Origin of the sequence: Streptomyces broussonetiae (genome assembly GCF_009796285.1) — a bacterium.
Lineage (GTDB): Bacteria > Actinomycetota > Actinomycetes > Streptomycetales > Streptomycetaceae > Streptomyces > Streptomyces broussonetiae.
This window is the reverse complement of record NZ_CP047020.1, coordinates 8,882,352-8,896,393: the sequence shown is the minus strand read 5'-3', so window position 1 is coordinate 8,896,393 and position 14,042 is coordinate 8,882,352. Positions and strand designations below refer to the sequence as shown.

General features: G+C 72.7%; 14 protein-coding genes and 1 pseudogene. 7 read left to right on the top strand and 8 right to left on the bottom strand.

Going from position 1 to position 14,042, the window contains the following annotated elements; all coding sequences use genetic code 11:
* The first annotated feature begins 22 nt into the window (after positions 1-22).
* Complete coding sequence (locus GQF42_RS40470; protein WP_158928383.1) at positions 23-1,609, top strand: amidohydrolase family protein; 1,587 nt, start codon at positions 23-25, stop codon at positions 1,607-1,609.
* Positions 1,606-2,316 (top strand): sulfite exporter TauE/SafE family protein, encoded by a 711-nt coding sequence (locus GQF42_RS40465; RefSeq protein WP_158928381.1) that lies wholly within the window; start codon positions 1,606-1,608, stop codon positions 2,314-2,316. The genes GQF42_RS40470 and GQF42_RS40465 overlap by 4 nt, the downstream gene beginning before the upstream one ends.
* Positions 2,317-2,350: 34 nt before the next feature.
* On the opposite strand, the gene GQF42_RS40460 is transcribed toward GQF42_RS40465, so the two are convergent.
* Positions 2,351-3,418: a substrate-binding domain-containing protein gene (locus tag GQF42_RS40460; protein WP_158928379.1), complete on the bottom strand. Its 1,068-nt coding sequence runs from the start codon at positions 3,416-3,418 to the stop codon at positions 2,351-2,353.
* A gap of 619 nt (positions 3,419-4,037) precedes the next feature.
* On the opposite strand from GQF42_RS40460, the gene GQF42_RS40455 reads away from it, so the two are divergent.
* A complete protein-coding gene (locus GQF42_RS40455) occupies positions 4,038-5,516 on the top strand; it encodes a glutamate-cysteine ligase family protein (protein WP_158928377.1) in 1,479 nt (492 codons plus the stop codon).
* 60 nt (positions 5,517-5,576) lie between these two features.
* Here GQF42_RS40455 and GQF42_RS40450 read toward each other — a convergent pair.
* The 3 genes and pseudogenes from GQF42_RS40450 to GQF42_RS40440 form a co-directional block, all read right to left on the bottom strand.
* A pseudogene (locus tag GQF42_RS40450) lies at positions 5,577-6,946 on the bottom strand (S41 family peptidase).
* Between the two features lie 112 nt (positions 6,947-7,058).
* Positions 7,059-7,475: a nuclear transport factor 2 family protein gene (locus tag GQF42_RS40445; protein ID WP_158928375.1), complete on the bottom strand. Its 417-nt coding sequence runs from the start codon at positions 7,473-7,475 to the stop codon at positions 7,059-7,061.
* Positions 7,476-7,498: 23 nt separating this feature from the next.
* Positions 7,499-7,891 (bottom strand): winged helix-turn-helix transcriptional regulator, encoded by a 393-nt coding sequence (locus tag GQF42_RS40440; RefSeq protein ID WP_158928373.1) that lies wholly within the window; start codon positions 7,889-7,891, stop codon positions 7,499-7,501.
* Positions 7,892-8,020: 129 nt separating this feature from the next.
* Between GQF42_RS40440 and GQF42_RS40435 the strand changes: the two genes are divergently transcribed.
* A complete protein-coding gene (locus GQF42_RS40435) occupies positions 8,021-8,671 on the top strand; it encodes an FMN-dependent NADH-azoreductase (protein ID WP_158928371.1) in 651 nt (216 codons plus the stop codon).
* 56 nt (positions 8,672-8,727) lie between these two features.
* Here the strand turns inward: GQF42_RS40435 and GQF42_RS40430 are convergent, their stop codons facing one another.
* A complete protein-coding gene (locus GQF42_RS40430) occupies positions 8,728-9,057 on the bottom strand; it encodes a branched-chain amino acid transporter permease (protein ID WP_158928369.1) in 330 nt (109 codons plus the stop codon).
* Entirely contained in the window at positions 9,050-9,799 is a 750-nt protein-coding gene (locus GQF42_RS40425; RefSeq protein ID WP_158928367.1) for an AzlC family ABC transporter permease, read from the bottom strand. Before GQF42_RS40425 ends, GQF42_RS40430 begins: the two co-directional genes overlap by 8 nt.
* Before the next feature lie 62 nt (positions 9,800-9,861).
* Between GQF42_RS40425 and GQF42_RS40420 the strand changes: the two genes are divergently transcribed.
* Together GQF42_RS40420 and GQF42_RS40415 are read left to right on the top strand one after the other, a co-directional pair.
* Entirely contained in the window at positions 9,862-10,320 is a 459-nt protein-coding gene (locus GQF42_RS40420; RefSeq protein ID WP_158928365.1) for an Lrp/AsnC family transcriptional regulator, read from the top strand.
* A gap of 16 nt (positions 10,321-10,336) precedes the next feature.
* On the top strand, positions 10,337-11,218 hold the full coding sequence (locus tag GQF42_RS40415) for a thioesterase family protein (RefSeq protein WP_158928362.1): 882 nt from the start codon (positions 10,337-10,339) through the stop codon (positions 11,216-11,218).
* A 139-nt stretch (positions 11,219-11,357) separates the two neighbouring features.
* Here the strand turns inward: GQF42_RS40415 and GQF42_RS40410 are convergent, their stop codons facing one another.
* Together GQF42_RS40410 and GQF42_RS40405 are read right to left on the bottom strand one after the other, a co-directional pair.
* Positions 11,358-12,119: a cache domain-containing protein gene (locus GQF42_RS40410; protein ID WP_158928360.1), complete on the bottom strand. Its 762-nt coding sequence runs from the start codon at positions 12,117-12,119 to the stop codon at positions 11,358-11,360.
* 37 nt (positions 12,120-12,156) lie between these two features.
* The gene (locus GQF42_RS40405; protein WP_158928358.1) at positions 12,157-12,897 is read right to left on the bottom strand and encodes a FadR/GntR family transcriptional regulator; all 741 of its coding nucleotides are present in this window, start codon (positions 12,895-12,897) and stop codon (positions 12,157-12,159) included.
* Between the two features lie 109 nt (positions 12,898-13,006).
* Here GQF42_RS40405 and GQF42_RS40400 point away from each other — a divergent pair, with 109 nt between their 5' ends.
* Positions 13,007-14,038, top strand: a complete 1,032-nt coding sequence (locus tag GQF42_RS40400) for an ABC transporter ATP-binding protein (RefSeq protein WP_158928356.1) — start codon at positions 13,007-13,009, stop codon at positions 14,036-14,038.
* The last annotated feature ends 4 nt before the right edge of the window (positions 14,039-14,042 follow it).

The following is a 14,042-nucleotide window of genomic DNA, read 5'->3' as shown; positions in this document are numbered from 1 at the left end:
CCCTCTCGAACTACGGAGAAGCATGACCGACCTGACCCCCGACCGGCTCCGCCAGGAAGCGCTGCTGCTGGTCCCCGACGTGACGCTGACCCCCGAGGGCCCGCTGGAGCTGCACGCGGTGCTCGTGCGCGACGGAGTGTTCCACGACGTCGGTCCGGTCGAACGGATGGTCCGTACGTACCCGGCGCCGACTCCCGTCCGGCTGCCCGGACATGTGCTGATGCCGGGCTTCGTCGACGCCCACCACCATCTGACGCAGAGTTTCGGCGGCGCCCTCGCGTTCGGCGAGCCGTCGGAGATCTTCCGCCGGGTGTGGGTGCCGCTGGAGCGCGCGCTGGACGAGGAGTCGGCGTACGTCGCCGCGAAATTGGCCGCGCTGGAGTCGCTGCGGGGCGGTTTCACGACGGTCGCCGAGTCGGGGACCCGGGCCACGGTGGACGTGGACGTGGTGGCCTCGGCCGCACGGGACGCGGGGATCCGGTGTGTGCTCGGGCTCGTCTGCAACGACGCCTCGGACGGCACGGGCCAGGACGCGGACCCGCGGGCCGTGCTGGCGGCCGCCGAGAGGCACCTGGCGCACTACGGCGATGACGACCTGGTCCGTGCGTCGCTGGCGGTGTCCGTGCCGGAGGCCGCGACGGCCCCCACGCTGGCGGCGACCGCCCGGCTCGCCGCCGAGGCGGGCGCGGTCGTACAGATCCACGTCAACGAACACCTCGTCGCCGTCGAGCGCTCCCTGGTCCGGCACGGGCTGCGGCCCCTGGAGTATCTGCATCAAGTCGGCGCGCTCGGCCCGCAGTTGCTGGCCGCGCACGCCACGCTGCTCACCCCGGCCGAGGTCACGCTGCTCGCGGACGGCGGGGCCGCGGTGAGCTACAACCCCGTCGCCAGCGCGTGGAAGGGCAACGCCGTCGCCCCCGCGACCACCTTCGCCGAGCGCGGCATCCGGTTCGGGCTGGGCACCGACGGGACACGCGGGGACGGTTTCCGGCTCGCGGACGCGGCAGAGTTCGCGCAGCGGCTCACCCATGGCTTGGCCAGCGGCGATTCCTCCTGCGGGGCCGGCTGGACGTGGTGGGAGCGGGCCACGGCGGGCGGTGCGGACGCGGTCGGCCTCGGCGCGCGCACGGGTCGTGTCGCGCCCGGTGCCGCGGCGGACTTCCTCCTGGTGGACGTCGGCGGGCCGGAGATGCAGCCGTCCTGGGACCTGCCGTGGGAGCTGGTCCGGCGTGGCAACCGCGACCAGCTGACCGCCGTGTTCGTGGCCGGCCGGCTGCGACTGTGGCGCGGCTGGCCGCCGGACTGGGACGGACCGGCCCTGGTCCGTCGAGCCGCCGAACTGGCCCCGCGCGTGGTACGGCGTGCGGGGGTGACACGGGCCCATCCGACGTCGGTGGCCGCGCGGCAGCGGACGGCGATGTCGGCCCGGGCAGCGGACCAGTCGCATGATGCGTCCGAAGCCCCGCCGACGGCAGGGACACCTTCGCGGGCGGGGGCCCCGGCTGCGGGTTCGGTCGGAACACCGGAGGGGTCGCTGACCACGGCCCCGCTCCCGGCCGGGCCCACGCCCGCCTTTCCGGCGGTGCCCTGTCGCGGTGGTCGTCGATGAGCGGCGGCACGCTGGCGGTGCTGGCGTTGACCGTCGCGGCGGCCGCGTTCGTACAGGGCACCAGCGGGCTCGGGTTCGCGCTGATCGTCGCGCCGGTCGCGGGCCTGCTCGATCCGGGGCTGCTGCCGGTGTTCGTGCTGACCGCGATGATCCCGCTCAATCTGTACGTCGCCTGGCGCGAGCGGCACAGTCTCGATCTGCGCGGCGCCCGGTGGATCACGGCGGCACGGCTGACGGCGACACCGGCGGGGCTGGCACTGCTGTGGGTGATCCCGCAGGGCGCTCTCGGGGCGGTCGTCGGCGCGGCGACGGTCCTGGCGGCCGTAGTGAGCCTCGTCGTCCCGTCGTTCGTGCCGGGCCGCGGCGCCTTTGTGGGCGCCGGCGTCGTCACGGGGCTGACCGAGACCGCAACCGGCGTGGGCGGCCCGCCGCTCGCCCTCGTCTACCAGCACCGGCCGCCCGGCGAACTGCGGGCCACGGTCGCCGCCTGCTTCCTGGTGGGCGAGGTCGCCTCCCTCGCCCTGCTGTTCGCCACCGGCAAAGGCCGTCCCGCGGACATGGGGTGGGCGCTCCTGCTGCTGCCCGCGCTTGCCGCGGGGGCGTGGCTGAGCCGACTCGTGCACCGGCGTGTCGACGCGCACCGGATGCGCGCCTTCGTCCTCGTCTTCGCCCTGGTGTCGGGGGTGGTGCTGATGGCGGGGACGTGACCCCGGCCGGCCGCCCCTGCCTCGCCCCGCCGCGTCAGCCGTGGTCGGCGGACGGCGGGCGGCGCAGGGACGAAGCGCGCGGGACGAGCCGGGGCCCGGCCGCCGGGGCTGCCTCCTCGGTGTCCGTCCCGGCCGCGCCGGCGGCGGGCCGCGCCCCCAGCCGGGCGAGCAGCAGCTCCACCGCGTCGGCGGCGGCCCGGTCCAGCCCCAGGTCGACCGCGGTGAGCGGCGGTTCGCAGGTGCGGGCGCGCAGACCGTCGTACCGGGTGACGACCATGACGTCGTCGGGGATACGGCGCCCCGCCTCGCGCAGCGCGCGTACGGCGCCGACGGCGAAGGCGTCGACGAGCACGCACAGCGCGTCGGTTCCGGGGTGCTCCGCGAGCAGGGCGGCACAGCTGGCGTACCCCGCCTGTTCGCCGCCGTCCTCCGGGGCGGTGGCGACGACCGTCGGCCAGCCGTGTGCGGCGGCGGCATGCTCGTAGGCCGCGCGGGCGTCCACCGAGGAGTGGCGGCTGCCGGCGCCGACGATGAGCGCCGGGCTGCGGGCGCCCTGGTCCCGCAAGTGGTCCAGCAGCAGTTCGGCCACCCGGGCGCCGTGCAGGTCCACGTAGGGAGCGTCGTCGGGTGCGGTGGGACGGCCCAGGGCGACGTACGGCAGTCCCCGCTCGCGCAGTTGGGCCACGGCCGCGTCGTCCGCCTCGGGCTCGACCACGATCGCGCCGTCGATGTCGACGGAGTACAGCGCGGATCCGGACTGCACCGGCGGGATCAGCACCAGGGCGTAGTCGTGGACGAGGGCGCGCTCGGCCGCGGCGGCGGCCACCTCCATGTAGAAGCCGAGCCGCGAGGGGCCGCCGGCGACCGCGAACGGCATGGAGCAGGCAAGCGCGATGGCCTTGGCCTGGCCCCGGCGCAGCCGCTGCGCCCGCAGGTTGGGACGGTACCCCAGCTCGGCGGCGATCTTCTTGATGCGTTCCCGGGTCCGCGGGTCGACCTTGCCGATGTCGTTGAGAGCGTGGGACACCGTGGTCCGCGACACCGACGCCGCCGCGGCGACGTCGGCGATCGTGGGCCGGCGGCCGCCGGGGGACGTGGTCATGTCCTCATCTTCGCAACCTCGGCCGGTTCGAACCACCACCCCCTGCGCGCGGGGCCCCCGCACCGCCGAGGTCGTCCGCGTCGACGGGGTCCAGTACGGGCGGCTGCTGCCACTGCTGCGTGAGGTGACGTGCAGCCCTGGTCCGCGATCAGCGTCCCGCCGGTGTCGTCGACGGGCGACGGGGCCAGGGACGTCTGCGTGCGAGGGGGGGGCCGGGGCCGGTGCCGGACACGTCCGACTTGGGCCGGCACTGCTCGGCGCGCGCCTTCGGCCACACCGGGGGCAGCGTCTGTCCGGCCGTGCCGGACCAGGGCGCCGGGCTGACGACCGCGGCGCACGTCAACGGCAACGCCCCGCTCACCGACCGCGTCCGCCGCGGCCACGCCCTGTGCACGGCCGTCCACACCCAGCCCGGGTTCACCGCTGCGCAGGACGGGAGAAGCAGCCGTCCGACGGCCGTCCGCGGCCGTATCCGGGCACCGCGCACCGCGGGTTCCGGGCGGCGTCGCCGCGCGGGGGCGGGATCGGGCCGGGGCGGGATCCGCCCGCTTGGTGGGGGTGGTGTGATGGTGCGACGCTGGGTGGAGAAATGTCCGACCAGGGGACTTTCGGAGGGCCGATGGGACGCGATGTCCCGGCGCTCGTCTTCACCCGCGAGGACCGCCGCCGGTACCGGATCAAGATGCAGGAGTGCCTCGAGGCGCTGGCACAGATGCTGCGCGAGGCACGGTTCGAGTCCGAGCGGCCGCAGGTCGGCCTGGAGATAGAGCTGAACCTGGTCGACGACGCGGCCGAGCCGGCGATGCGCAACAGCGATGTGCTGCAGGCGATTTCCGATCCTGCCTGGTCCACCGAGCTGGGCCGGTTCAACCTCGAGATCAACGTGCCGCCCCGGCGGCTCACGGCGGGCGGGCCCGACGCATGGGAGGCCGAGATCCGGTCCGCGCTCAATCACGCCGACGAGCGGGCCCGGTCGGTCGGCGCCCGGCTGATCATGATCGGGATCCTGCCCACGCTGCAGCAGGAGGACATCGGCGAAGGGGCACTGTCGGAGAACCCGCGCTACCGGCTGCTCAACGACCAGATCTTCGCGGCCCGGGGCGAGGACCTGCGCATCGAGGTGGACGGCGTCGACCGGCTGCGTACGTACGCGGACACGATCACCCCGGAGGCCGCGTGCACCAGCACGCAGTTCCATCTCCAGGTCTCCCCCGAGGAGTTCGCCGCCTACTGGAACGCGGCGCAGGCGATCGCCGGGGTCCAGGTCGCGCTGGCGGCGAACTCCCCGTTCCTGTTCGGCAAGGAGCTGTGGCACGAGACCCGCATTCCGCTCTTCGAGCAGGCCACCGACACCCGTCCGGAGGAGATCAAGGTGCAGGGCGTACGGCCCCGGGTGTGGTTCGGGGAGCGCTGGATCAACAGCGTCTTCGACCTGTTCGAGGAGAACCTGCGGTACTTCCCGGCCCTCCTGCCGCTGTGCGAGGAGCAGGGTCCGGCCGAGACGCTGGACCGCGGCGACATCCCCGACCTCGGTGAACTGACCCTGCACAACGGCACGATCTACCGCTGGAACCGTCCCGTGTACGCCGTCGCCCACGACATGCCGCACATCCGGGTGGAGAACCGGGTGCTGCCCGCCGGACCGACCGTAGCCGACACGCTCGCCAACGGCGCGTTCTACTACGGCCTGACCCGGGCCCTGGTGGAGGAGGACCGGCCGGTGTGGTCGCGGATGTCGTTCGCGGCCGCCGAGGACAATCTGCACACCGCCGCCCGCAGCGGCATCGAGGCCCTGCTGTACTGGCCCGGCATGGGTGAAGTCCCGGTGCCGGAACTGGTGTTGCGACGGCTGTTGCCCCTGGCGCACCGCGGCCTCGCCCGCTCCGGCATGGACGAGGCGTGGCGCGAGCCGCTGCTCGGCATCATCGAGCAGCGCTGTGTCACGGCGCGCAACGGCGCGGTGTGGCAGAAGGAGACGCTCCACCAGCTCGAGGCCACCGCGCACACCGGCCGCCACGAGGCGCTGCGCCGGATGGCCCAGCTGTACATCGACTACATGCACCTCAACGCCCCGGTCCACACCTGGCCGGTGGACTGATCCGGCTCGCCCCGGGCCGGCCGCGTGCGCCGAGAGGGATCGGCGCAGGTCCGGCGCGGCTCAGCGCCCGCCCAGCGGGTTCACCGCCCGGTCGAAGGCCGAGTCGCGGTTCTTGGTGAACTCCTCCTTCGTGAGGGCCGGTTCGGCGAGCTGGGGCGGAATGCCGGTGCCGAAGGTGCGTCCGGTGCGGGTGAGGAACTCCTCGTCGGGCAGCCCGAAGACGAGGCCGTCGGGCAGACGGCGCACCAGCACGTCCGAGAAGACGCCCTGCGTGGCCTGGCCGATGCGCACGGTCCGCCCCGGCCGGTCCATCGGCGCCTGGGTGAAGGTCTCGCCCGCGCTGACCGTGGAACCGCCGGTGAGGACGGCGACCGGTCCGGTGTAGCGGGGTGCGTCGGCGGGGACGACGGGCACGGGTTCGGGCCGGGTGTACCGGGCGGGGTCGGCCGGGTCGTTGCGGACGCGTTTGGCGTACGCGGTGTACGGCGTGTCGGTCAGCCGCTGGGCGATCCGGATGCCGAGGGAGTCGGAGCCGCCGCCGTTGATCCGCAGGTCGATGACGAACCCCTTGAGCCGCCACGTACGGCCCGTGGTGTGCACGGTGTGCAACGCCCGGTCGAGTTCGGCCCGTTCGGCGGTGAACGGCGCGTGCTCGCCGGCGTACCCGCCGAAGCCGGAGATGCGCAGATGACCGAGGCCGCCCGGCAGGTCGGCGTAGGTGATCCGGCCGGCGCCGAAGTCCTGGGGGTGGGGCGCCGTCTTGAGGTCGCGGGCGACGATGAACTTCTTTGCCCTGGCGTCCAGTTCGGGGCTCGGGCGCTGCGTGCCGGGCCGGCCCTGGCCGAAGAAGCGGTCCGCGTCCTGCACCGTGACGTGGGCGTCGTACAGCGGACTCACCATCTGGCTGAAGATGCCGAAGAGTTGCTCCTTTGTGGTGTCCTTGTGGACCAGCGGGCGGTAACGGTCGCCCACAGCGTGCCAGTCGATGCCCTTGGCGGCGAAGAAGGGGTAGTTCTCCTCGAAGGTGTGCCAGAAGATGTCGAAGGCGGTGCGCGGGTCGGTGGAGGCCGGGCGGGTGCAGGCGGCGGGCAGGGCCGGCAGGCGGCGCAGGTGCCGTTGTCCCACCGAGCTGTCGGCGGCGAGCAGGGCGCGGTCGCGGTCGTGCGCAAGCCGCACGGTCGGTGTCGTGCCGTCCGTCGCGAGGTAGGTGCCGGGGCCGGTCCGCCGTGAGGTGTCGCCCTTGACGCAGCTGGCGGAGGTCGTCTGGTACTCCTGCAGCGCTCCCCCTGCGAGGACGAGGACGGTGCCGTAGCCGTCCATGCGCCACACCCCGTCGGTGGACGCCGGACCGGGCCGCGTGGCGGCAGCGGCCGGTACGGCTCTGCGGCGGCGAGGTTCAGGACGGCGACGGTGGCCGTGAGGATCCGCACGTTCGTGTCCTTCCGGTGAGTGCTCGCAGGACACCACCGTTCCTGGTCGCCTCTGCCCCGCACCATCCGGCGACCCGGTGCACCGGAACGGGGGACAGCCCCCGCACGCGGCTCAGCCGGTCCCGGTCACGCCGTTCAGGGGGACACGCCGTGCGGTCAGCACCCGGTGGCTGATCCGCCAGCCGTCGGAGGTACGGACAAGGGTGTCGTCGTAGGTGACGGAACCGCAGGTGCCGTCCGCCCTGACGCCGAGACCCTTGGACCGGGCGCGCACCCGGCCGTCCGCCCCCTCGTGCACGACGACGTTGGTGACGTGATGGGCGACGGGATTGCCGGCGCCGAGCGCGAGCGCCGCCTGCCGGACGGCGGGCAGCCCGATGAGCGGGTCCTGGCCGAAATCGGTCACGTCGTAGACGACGTCCGGGGTGAACAGCCGGTCCAGCCGGTCGAGTTGGCCGGCGTCCACGAGGTGGCCGTGCATCGAGATCAACTCGGTGATGGCAAGCCGGTCTTCCAGCGTGAGCGTCATGTACATCCCCATCGGTCCGGTCTCTACGACGTTGCCCCCGCCGCCCGGTCCGCCAACGCCCCGGGGCACCCGGGCGCGTCCGGCAGATGGACCTTCGCCCACTCCCCCAGCTCCCGCAATGCGGGCTCCAGGGCGGCCCCGGCCTCGGTCAGCCGGTAGGAGACGCGCAGCGGCGGGCCCTCGTCGACCTCGCGCACGACGAGGCCGGCCCCGCCGAGTTCGGCGAGCCGGTCGGACAGCATGCGTTCGCTGATGCCGGGGACGGCGCGGCGCAGGTCGGCGAAGTGTGCGGGCTGTTCCACCAGGACGGCCACGATCGGACCGCTCCAGCGCTTTCCCAGCAGCTGGAAGACACGGGTGATGCCGTCGTCCACCCGCTTGCACGCCGCGCTGTCGTGGTTCTGCTCCGCCGCCATGTGATCAGGGTACTACCTCACCGTATGGGGATGAAAAAAAGTAAGTCCCTGTGCTATCCATAGTTGAGTACGAAAATTCAGCCCGGCGTCTCGGCGCCCGGCTACCCTTTCCGATTCCTGGAGTCCCCCATGGCCACCCTGCTGCACATCGACTCGTCCTTGTTCCCGGCCGAGGCCTCGGCCTCGCGGGCCGTGACCGCGGCCTTCCGCAAGCACTGGGAGGAGCAGCACCCCGAGGGCACGGTCGTCTACCGCGACCTGAACGCCGAGCCCGTCCCGCACATCACCGCCGCCTCGCACACCGCCGGTTTCGTGGACCCCGCCGCCCACACGCCCGAGCAGGCCTCGGCCTTCGCCGAGCGCGTCCGGCTGATCGAGGAGCTGGAGCAGGCGGACGCGGTGCTGATCGGCGCGCCGATGTACAACTTCACGGTTCCCTCGACCCTCAAGGCCTGGCTGGACAACGTGGTCCTGATGGGCCGCACCGCGGGCGAGACCCAGTCCGCCAAGGGCACCCCGGTGACCGTCGTCGCGAGCCGCGGCGGCTCGTACGAGCCGGGCACCCCGCGCGAGGACTTCGAGTACGTGCGCAACTACCTCGGCGCCGTCCTCGGCACCGGCCTCGGCCTGGACGTCGACTTCATCGTCCCGGAGCTGACGATGGCCCCGCAGAACCCGGCGATGGCCGAGCTGGTGCCGCTGTACGAGGCCTCCCGCGACCGCGCCCTGGAGCAGGCCGCCACGAAGGCCGGACAGCTCGTGGAGCGCCTGGCCGCCTGAGCCCGCCCCGTCCGACCCGGGTACCGCCGACGAGGCCGGACCCGGGTCGACGTGTGTCAGTGCGCGAAGACCGTGCTGGCCAGCGCGATGTCGACCGCGGTGCCGGCCAGGATGCTCAGCGGCGCGTTGCGTCGCCACAGGTGCACGCCGACGGTGACGGCGAGCGCCGCGAGCGGAGCCAGTACGGCGGTGCGGGTGACCGGCAGGTCGCGCAGGCAGTACACGACCAGGATCACCATGATCCCGGCGGGCATCCGGGACTGGAGATACCCCATGGTGCGGCTCGCACGCAGCCGGCCGAGCACGGCGAAGGGCAGGGCGCGCAGGGCCCAGGTGACGGCGGCGGAGACGAGGACCGCGGCGACGAGGTACGGCGTGTCAGGCATGGCGCGGGCGGTCCTTGGCGGTCAGGTGCCGGACGAGGAGCCCGGCGGTGAACAGGGCGAAGGCGGCGATCAGCAGGCCGCCCGGGAAGAGCAGCCGGGCGGCGAGCGCGCTGAGCAGAGCCAGCGCCGGCGTCGGCAGATCGCGCCGCCGGTCCCGGACGGCCTCCAGCGCCAGCACGGTGAACAGCGCGGTGAGGGCGAAGTCCAGGCCCTGGACACGATCGGGGACGAGGGACCCGAGCAGCGCCCCGGCCGTGGCACCGCCGGCCCAGTACAGGTGCAGGAAGAGCTGGAGCCAGAGGATCCGGCGGCCGGACCAGGCGCGGGCCTGCTCGCCCGCGGTCAGCGCGTAGGCCTCGTCGCACAGCGCGAAGGTGCCGTACGCCTTGCCGAGCCGGCTCCGCACCCGGTCCAGCGGGAAGGACAGGGCATAGAAGACGTGCCGCACGTTCACCAGGAACGCGGAGACGGCGACCGAGGCCAGCGGTACGGCTGCGGTGACCAGGCCGATGAGCAGGAACTCGAAGGACCCGCCGTAGACCAGCGCGCTGGACAGGCTCGCCCACCACCAGTCGACCCCGGAGTGGGCGACGAGGACACCGAAGGCGACTCCGAGCGGGACGAACCCCAGTCCGACGGAGGCGGAGTCCCGCAGCGCGGCCCGCGCCTCGGAGGGGGTCCGCGCCGGCGGGACGGCCATGGACAGGGACGCGTCCCGGCCGACGGCAGGAGATATACACATGGAGACATTTTAGGACAGACTGTGCGCCATATGGTTGCCAAAAATGTCCGTACGATGCCCTCATGCGCAATGAAGCGAGCCTTGATGCCATCGATCGGGACATTCTGTTTCACCTGCGCCAGGACGGGCGGCTGACCAACGTCGAGCTGGCCCAGCGGGTGGGGCTGACCCCGCCGCCCTGCCTGCGCCGGGTCAAACGGCTGGAGGAGGCCGGTGTCATCACGGGATACCGGGCGGTGGTGGACCCCGAGGCGCTCAGCCGCGGGCTGGAGGTGCTGATCGACATCGAGGTCAGCGCCAACGACCGCACGACGTTCCTGGAGTTCGAGGACATCGTGGCCGGATACGAGGAGGTCGTCGAGTTCCGCCGGATGTACGGCCGCCCGGACTATTTCGTCCGCGTCGCCGTCGCCGACCACGCCGCGTACGAGGCCTTCCTGGTGGACAAGCTCAGCGCACAGCCCTGTGTCCTGCGCATCGACTCCCATCTGACCATGAAGGCGATCAAGTCCGGCCCGTGAGCGCGCCGCGAGCAGGATGTACCGTGCACGTACCTGCTCGACGCCCCGTGATCATGGACACCCCGAGGAGAGTCACCCGTTGTCCGCGAGCTACTTCGAACGCATCGACCCGCACCACTACAAGCCCACGGCGCACGCGAGCGGCGCGTGGGACACCGACGAGATGCACTTCAGCCCGCTCGCCGGTCTTGTCGTCCACGCGATCGACGGGTATCTCGCCGAGCGGCCGCGGCAGGGCGGACTGCTGGTCTCCCGGATCAGCTTCGACATCCTGGGGCGGCTCGCGCTGGACGAGTGCGAGATCCGGGTGGAGTCGATCCGGCCCGGCCGCACCATCGAACTCCTCGAAGCGGTCGTGGACATCGCGGGACGGACGGCCGTGCGGGCGCGCGCCTGGCTGCTGGCCGAGGGGGACACCCGCGCCGTGGCCGGCGGCGGTGACACCCGTCTCGCCCCGCCGCCGGACGCGATCGCCGCGCGGTCGCTGGGCTCAGTCTGGCCCGGCGGACACTGCGCGTCCGTCGACTTCCGGCCGCTCGCTCCCGCGGAGCCGGGCCGCGCCACGGCCTGGATCTCCACGCACCTCGATCTCGTCGCCGGCGAACCGAGCACCCCTCTCGCGTCCTACGTCGCCCTGATCGACACCGCGAACGGCATCGCGGTACGGCGCTCGCCGACCGAGTGGATGTTCCCCAACGTCGACCTGACGATCCACCTCCACCGCCAACCGGAGGGCCGCTGGGTCGGGTTGGACACCACGGTCGTCTTCGGCCCGACCGGCCAGGGCCTGACCAGCAGCGTCCTGCACGACCTGCACGGCCCGGTCGGCCAGGCCCAGCAGACCCTCACGGTCCGGCCACTGCCGGGCCGTCCCCCGCAGGCGGCACCCGGGGCCTGACGGCGGCGTGGGAGGCGTACGGCGTGCATCCGGCCGCTGTTGGATCAGTTGTGCATGCGGCGGGGCTTCGCGGTACACGTTGCGGGCACGGGCGGCGAAGTCCGAACGGATGCGATGACCGCCGCCGCGTGAGGCAGCCTCAGGCCAGAACCAGCACCAGGGGCACGCCCCCGCACGGCACCAGGCGCATGCCGTCGTGCGTGCCGGGCCGCGCCGCGCTGAGCAGTGCACCCAAGTCCGGGCCCTTGGTGAGGGAACCGGCCAGGTGGGCAGGGTCGGCGGAGGCGGCGACCCGGCCGCGCGCGTTCACCAGATGGGCCGGTCGCTCCAGGCGCCGCAGCAGCGGCAGGACAGCCGCCTCGAAGTGCCGCAGATACACGTCGGCGGCGGCCACTCCGGCGAACCGGCCCCGGATCCGGACGGGTTCGGACAGCGTGAGGCTGTACTCGTCGGAGCAGAGGTAGTCGACGTAGGGTCCGGCCACGGCCCGGCGACCGGTGTCGCGGGGCAGTGCAAACCAGTCCCAGTGCGTGTAGTCGGCATACGCCGACTGTCCGGGGTCGAGGTCGAGCAGCAGCGGACGCACGTCGCCGTCGGCGCCCGACTGCCACCACTCCAGCCACCCGGGTACGTCGGCGAGCAGGCCGGGGGCGGCGACGAAGCCGGCGCCGGAGACGAGGTCCTCGTGGGTCAGGTGCCGGTGCAGTGCGGGGCGCAGGGCGGCGAGGTCGGCACTGGCGGGACGCCGGTCCTGCGCGGCGACCCGGTGGAGCAGTGCCGCCGTCTCGGCGCGGACGGCGGTGACCGTCTCGAAGACGGCCTCGAGCGCACCGCCCACCTGTGCGGCCACCCAGGTCTGCGGATCCGTGTCCAGGGTGGCGAGCGCGGGACTCCAGCCCATGGTGTCCTCCAGCGGACGGGAACCGGACGCGGCGCGGTCAGAGGGTGAGGCGTACGGCGACTAGCCGCGCCGTCGACTCCCTGACGCACCGCTCGGCCAGCGTGCCGGCCGTTTCGTGCGCCCCATCCTGCACGGCGGAGATCACGGCGCGATGACGGTCCGCAACTTCTTCACCATATGCGTCGCCGGACAGGACGAGGCAGAGCAGCGCACCGATCTCGCTCTGCAGGCAGACTTGTTCGCGGGTGAGCCGGGCGGACTGGGCCGCCGCCGCGAGTTCGACGTGGAAGCGGCCGTACAGCCTGCCGCGGGTCGCCGCGTCCTCGGCATGTGTCAACTCCTGTGCAGTTCGGCGCAGTTGGCGAAGGTCCTCGGGTTCGGTGCGCTGGGCGGCGAGCCGGGCGGCGGCGCCGGACAGAGCGGCCCAGTGGTCGCCGAGGTCGCGCAGCCCCTCGGTGCTCCAGCCGTGCAGCCGCGCCTTGAGGCGGTCGTCGGCGGGCACTTCGGGCAGGGAGACGAAGCTGCCGCCGCCCCGGCCGCGGCGGGTGGTGACCAGGCCCTGCTGCCGCAGAGCCATGAGCGCCTCGCGCAGGGTGACCGTGGAGACGCCCAGCTGACCGGCCAGTTCGCTCTCGCCGGGCAGTTGCTCGCCGTCGGCGAAGAGGCCCAGCTCTATCGCGTCACCAATGCGGCGCACGACCGCGTCCACCCGGGCCCGGCTGTCCACCGGGCTGAACACGGCCTTGCGGGCGGCGTCCTCGATCTCGACCTGCTTCACGGCCACCACCTCGTGTGCCGACTCAAGCTTTACCTCAACGGGCTCTTGAGCTATGAACTATGACTTCATATGTTTACGGCAACGTACAGCGAGCCAGAAAGGTTCCCGTATGGAGGGAATGGCGATCCGGCTTCAGGACCTGCGGAAGTCGTTCGGTGAGACGACCGCTGTGGACGGGGTCGACCTGGAGATACGGGACGGCGAGTTCTTCTCGATGCTCGGCCCGTCCGGGTCCGGCAAGACGACCGTCCTCAGGCTCGTCGCCGGGTTCGAGACACCGGACCGGGGCCGGATCGAACTCGCCGGACAGGAGGTCACCGGCCTCGCCCCGTTCGAGCGGGACGTGCACACCGTGTTCCAGGACTACGCGCTCTTCCCGCACATGACGGTGGAACAGAACGTCGCCTACGGGCTGAAGGTCCGCAAGGTACCCAAGGCCGAACGCCTCGTCCGCGCCCGCAAGGCCCTCGCCGAGGTCCGCCTGGAGGGTTACGGCCAGCGCCGCCCGGCCCAGCTCTCCGGCGGCCAGCGCCAGCGCGTCGCGCTCGCCCGCGCGCTCGTCGGCCGGCCCCGGGTGCTGCTGCTGGACGAGCCGCTCGGCGCCCTCGACCTGAAGCTGCGCGAGCAGATGCAGGTCGAACTCAAGGCACTCCAGCGGGAGGTCGGCATCACCTTCGTCTTCGTCACCCACGACCAGGAGGAGGCCCTGACGATGAGCGACCGCATCGCCGTGTTCGACCAGGGCCGCATCGCCCAGGTCGGCACGCCCGCAGAGATCTACGAACGCCCGGCGACCTCCTTCGTCGCATCCTTCGTCGGCACCTCGAACCTGCTCGACGCGGAGGCCGCCCACCGGATCGTCGGCGCCCCCGGCTTGTACAACATCCGGCCCGAGAAGATCCGTGTGCTGAAGGAGTCCGCCGAGGCCGACGAGCCGGAACAGGCCACCGTCACCGGCACCGTCGCCGAGGTCGTCTATCTCGGTGACGCCACCCGGTTCATGGTCGATCTCGACGGCGGCGGCCGGCTCACCGCGCTCCAGCAGAACCTGGAGACCTCCTCCGAGGACGTCGCCGCCTACCGCGGCACCCGGGTGCGCCTGGCCTGGCAGCGCCGGCACGCCGTACGGCTGCCCTCCTGACCCC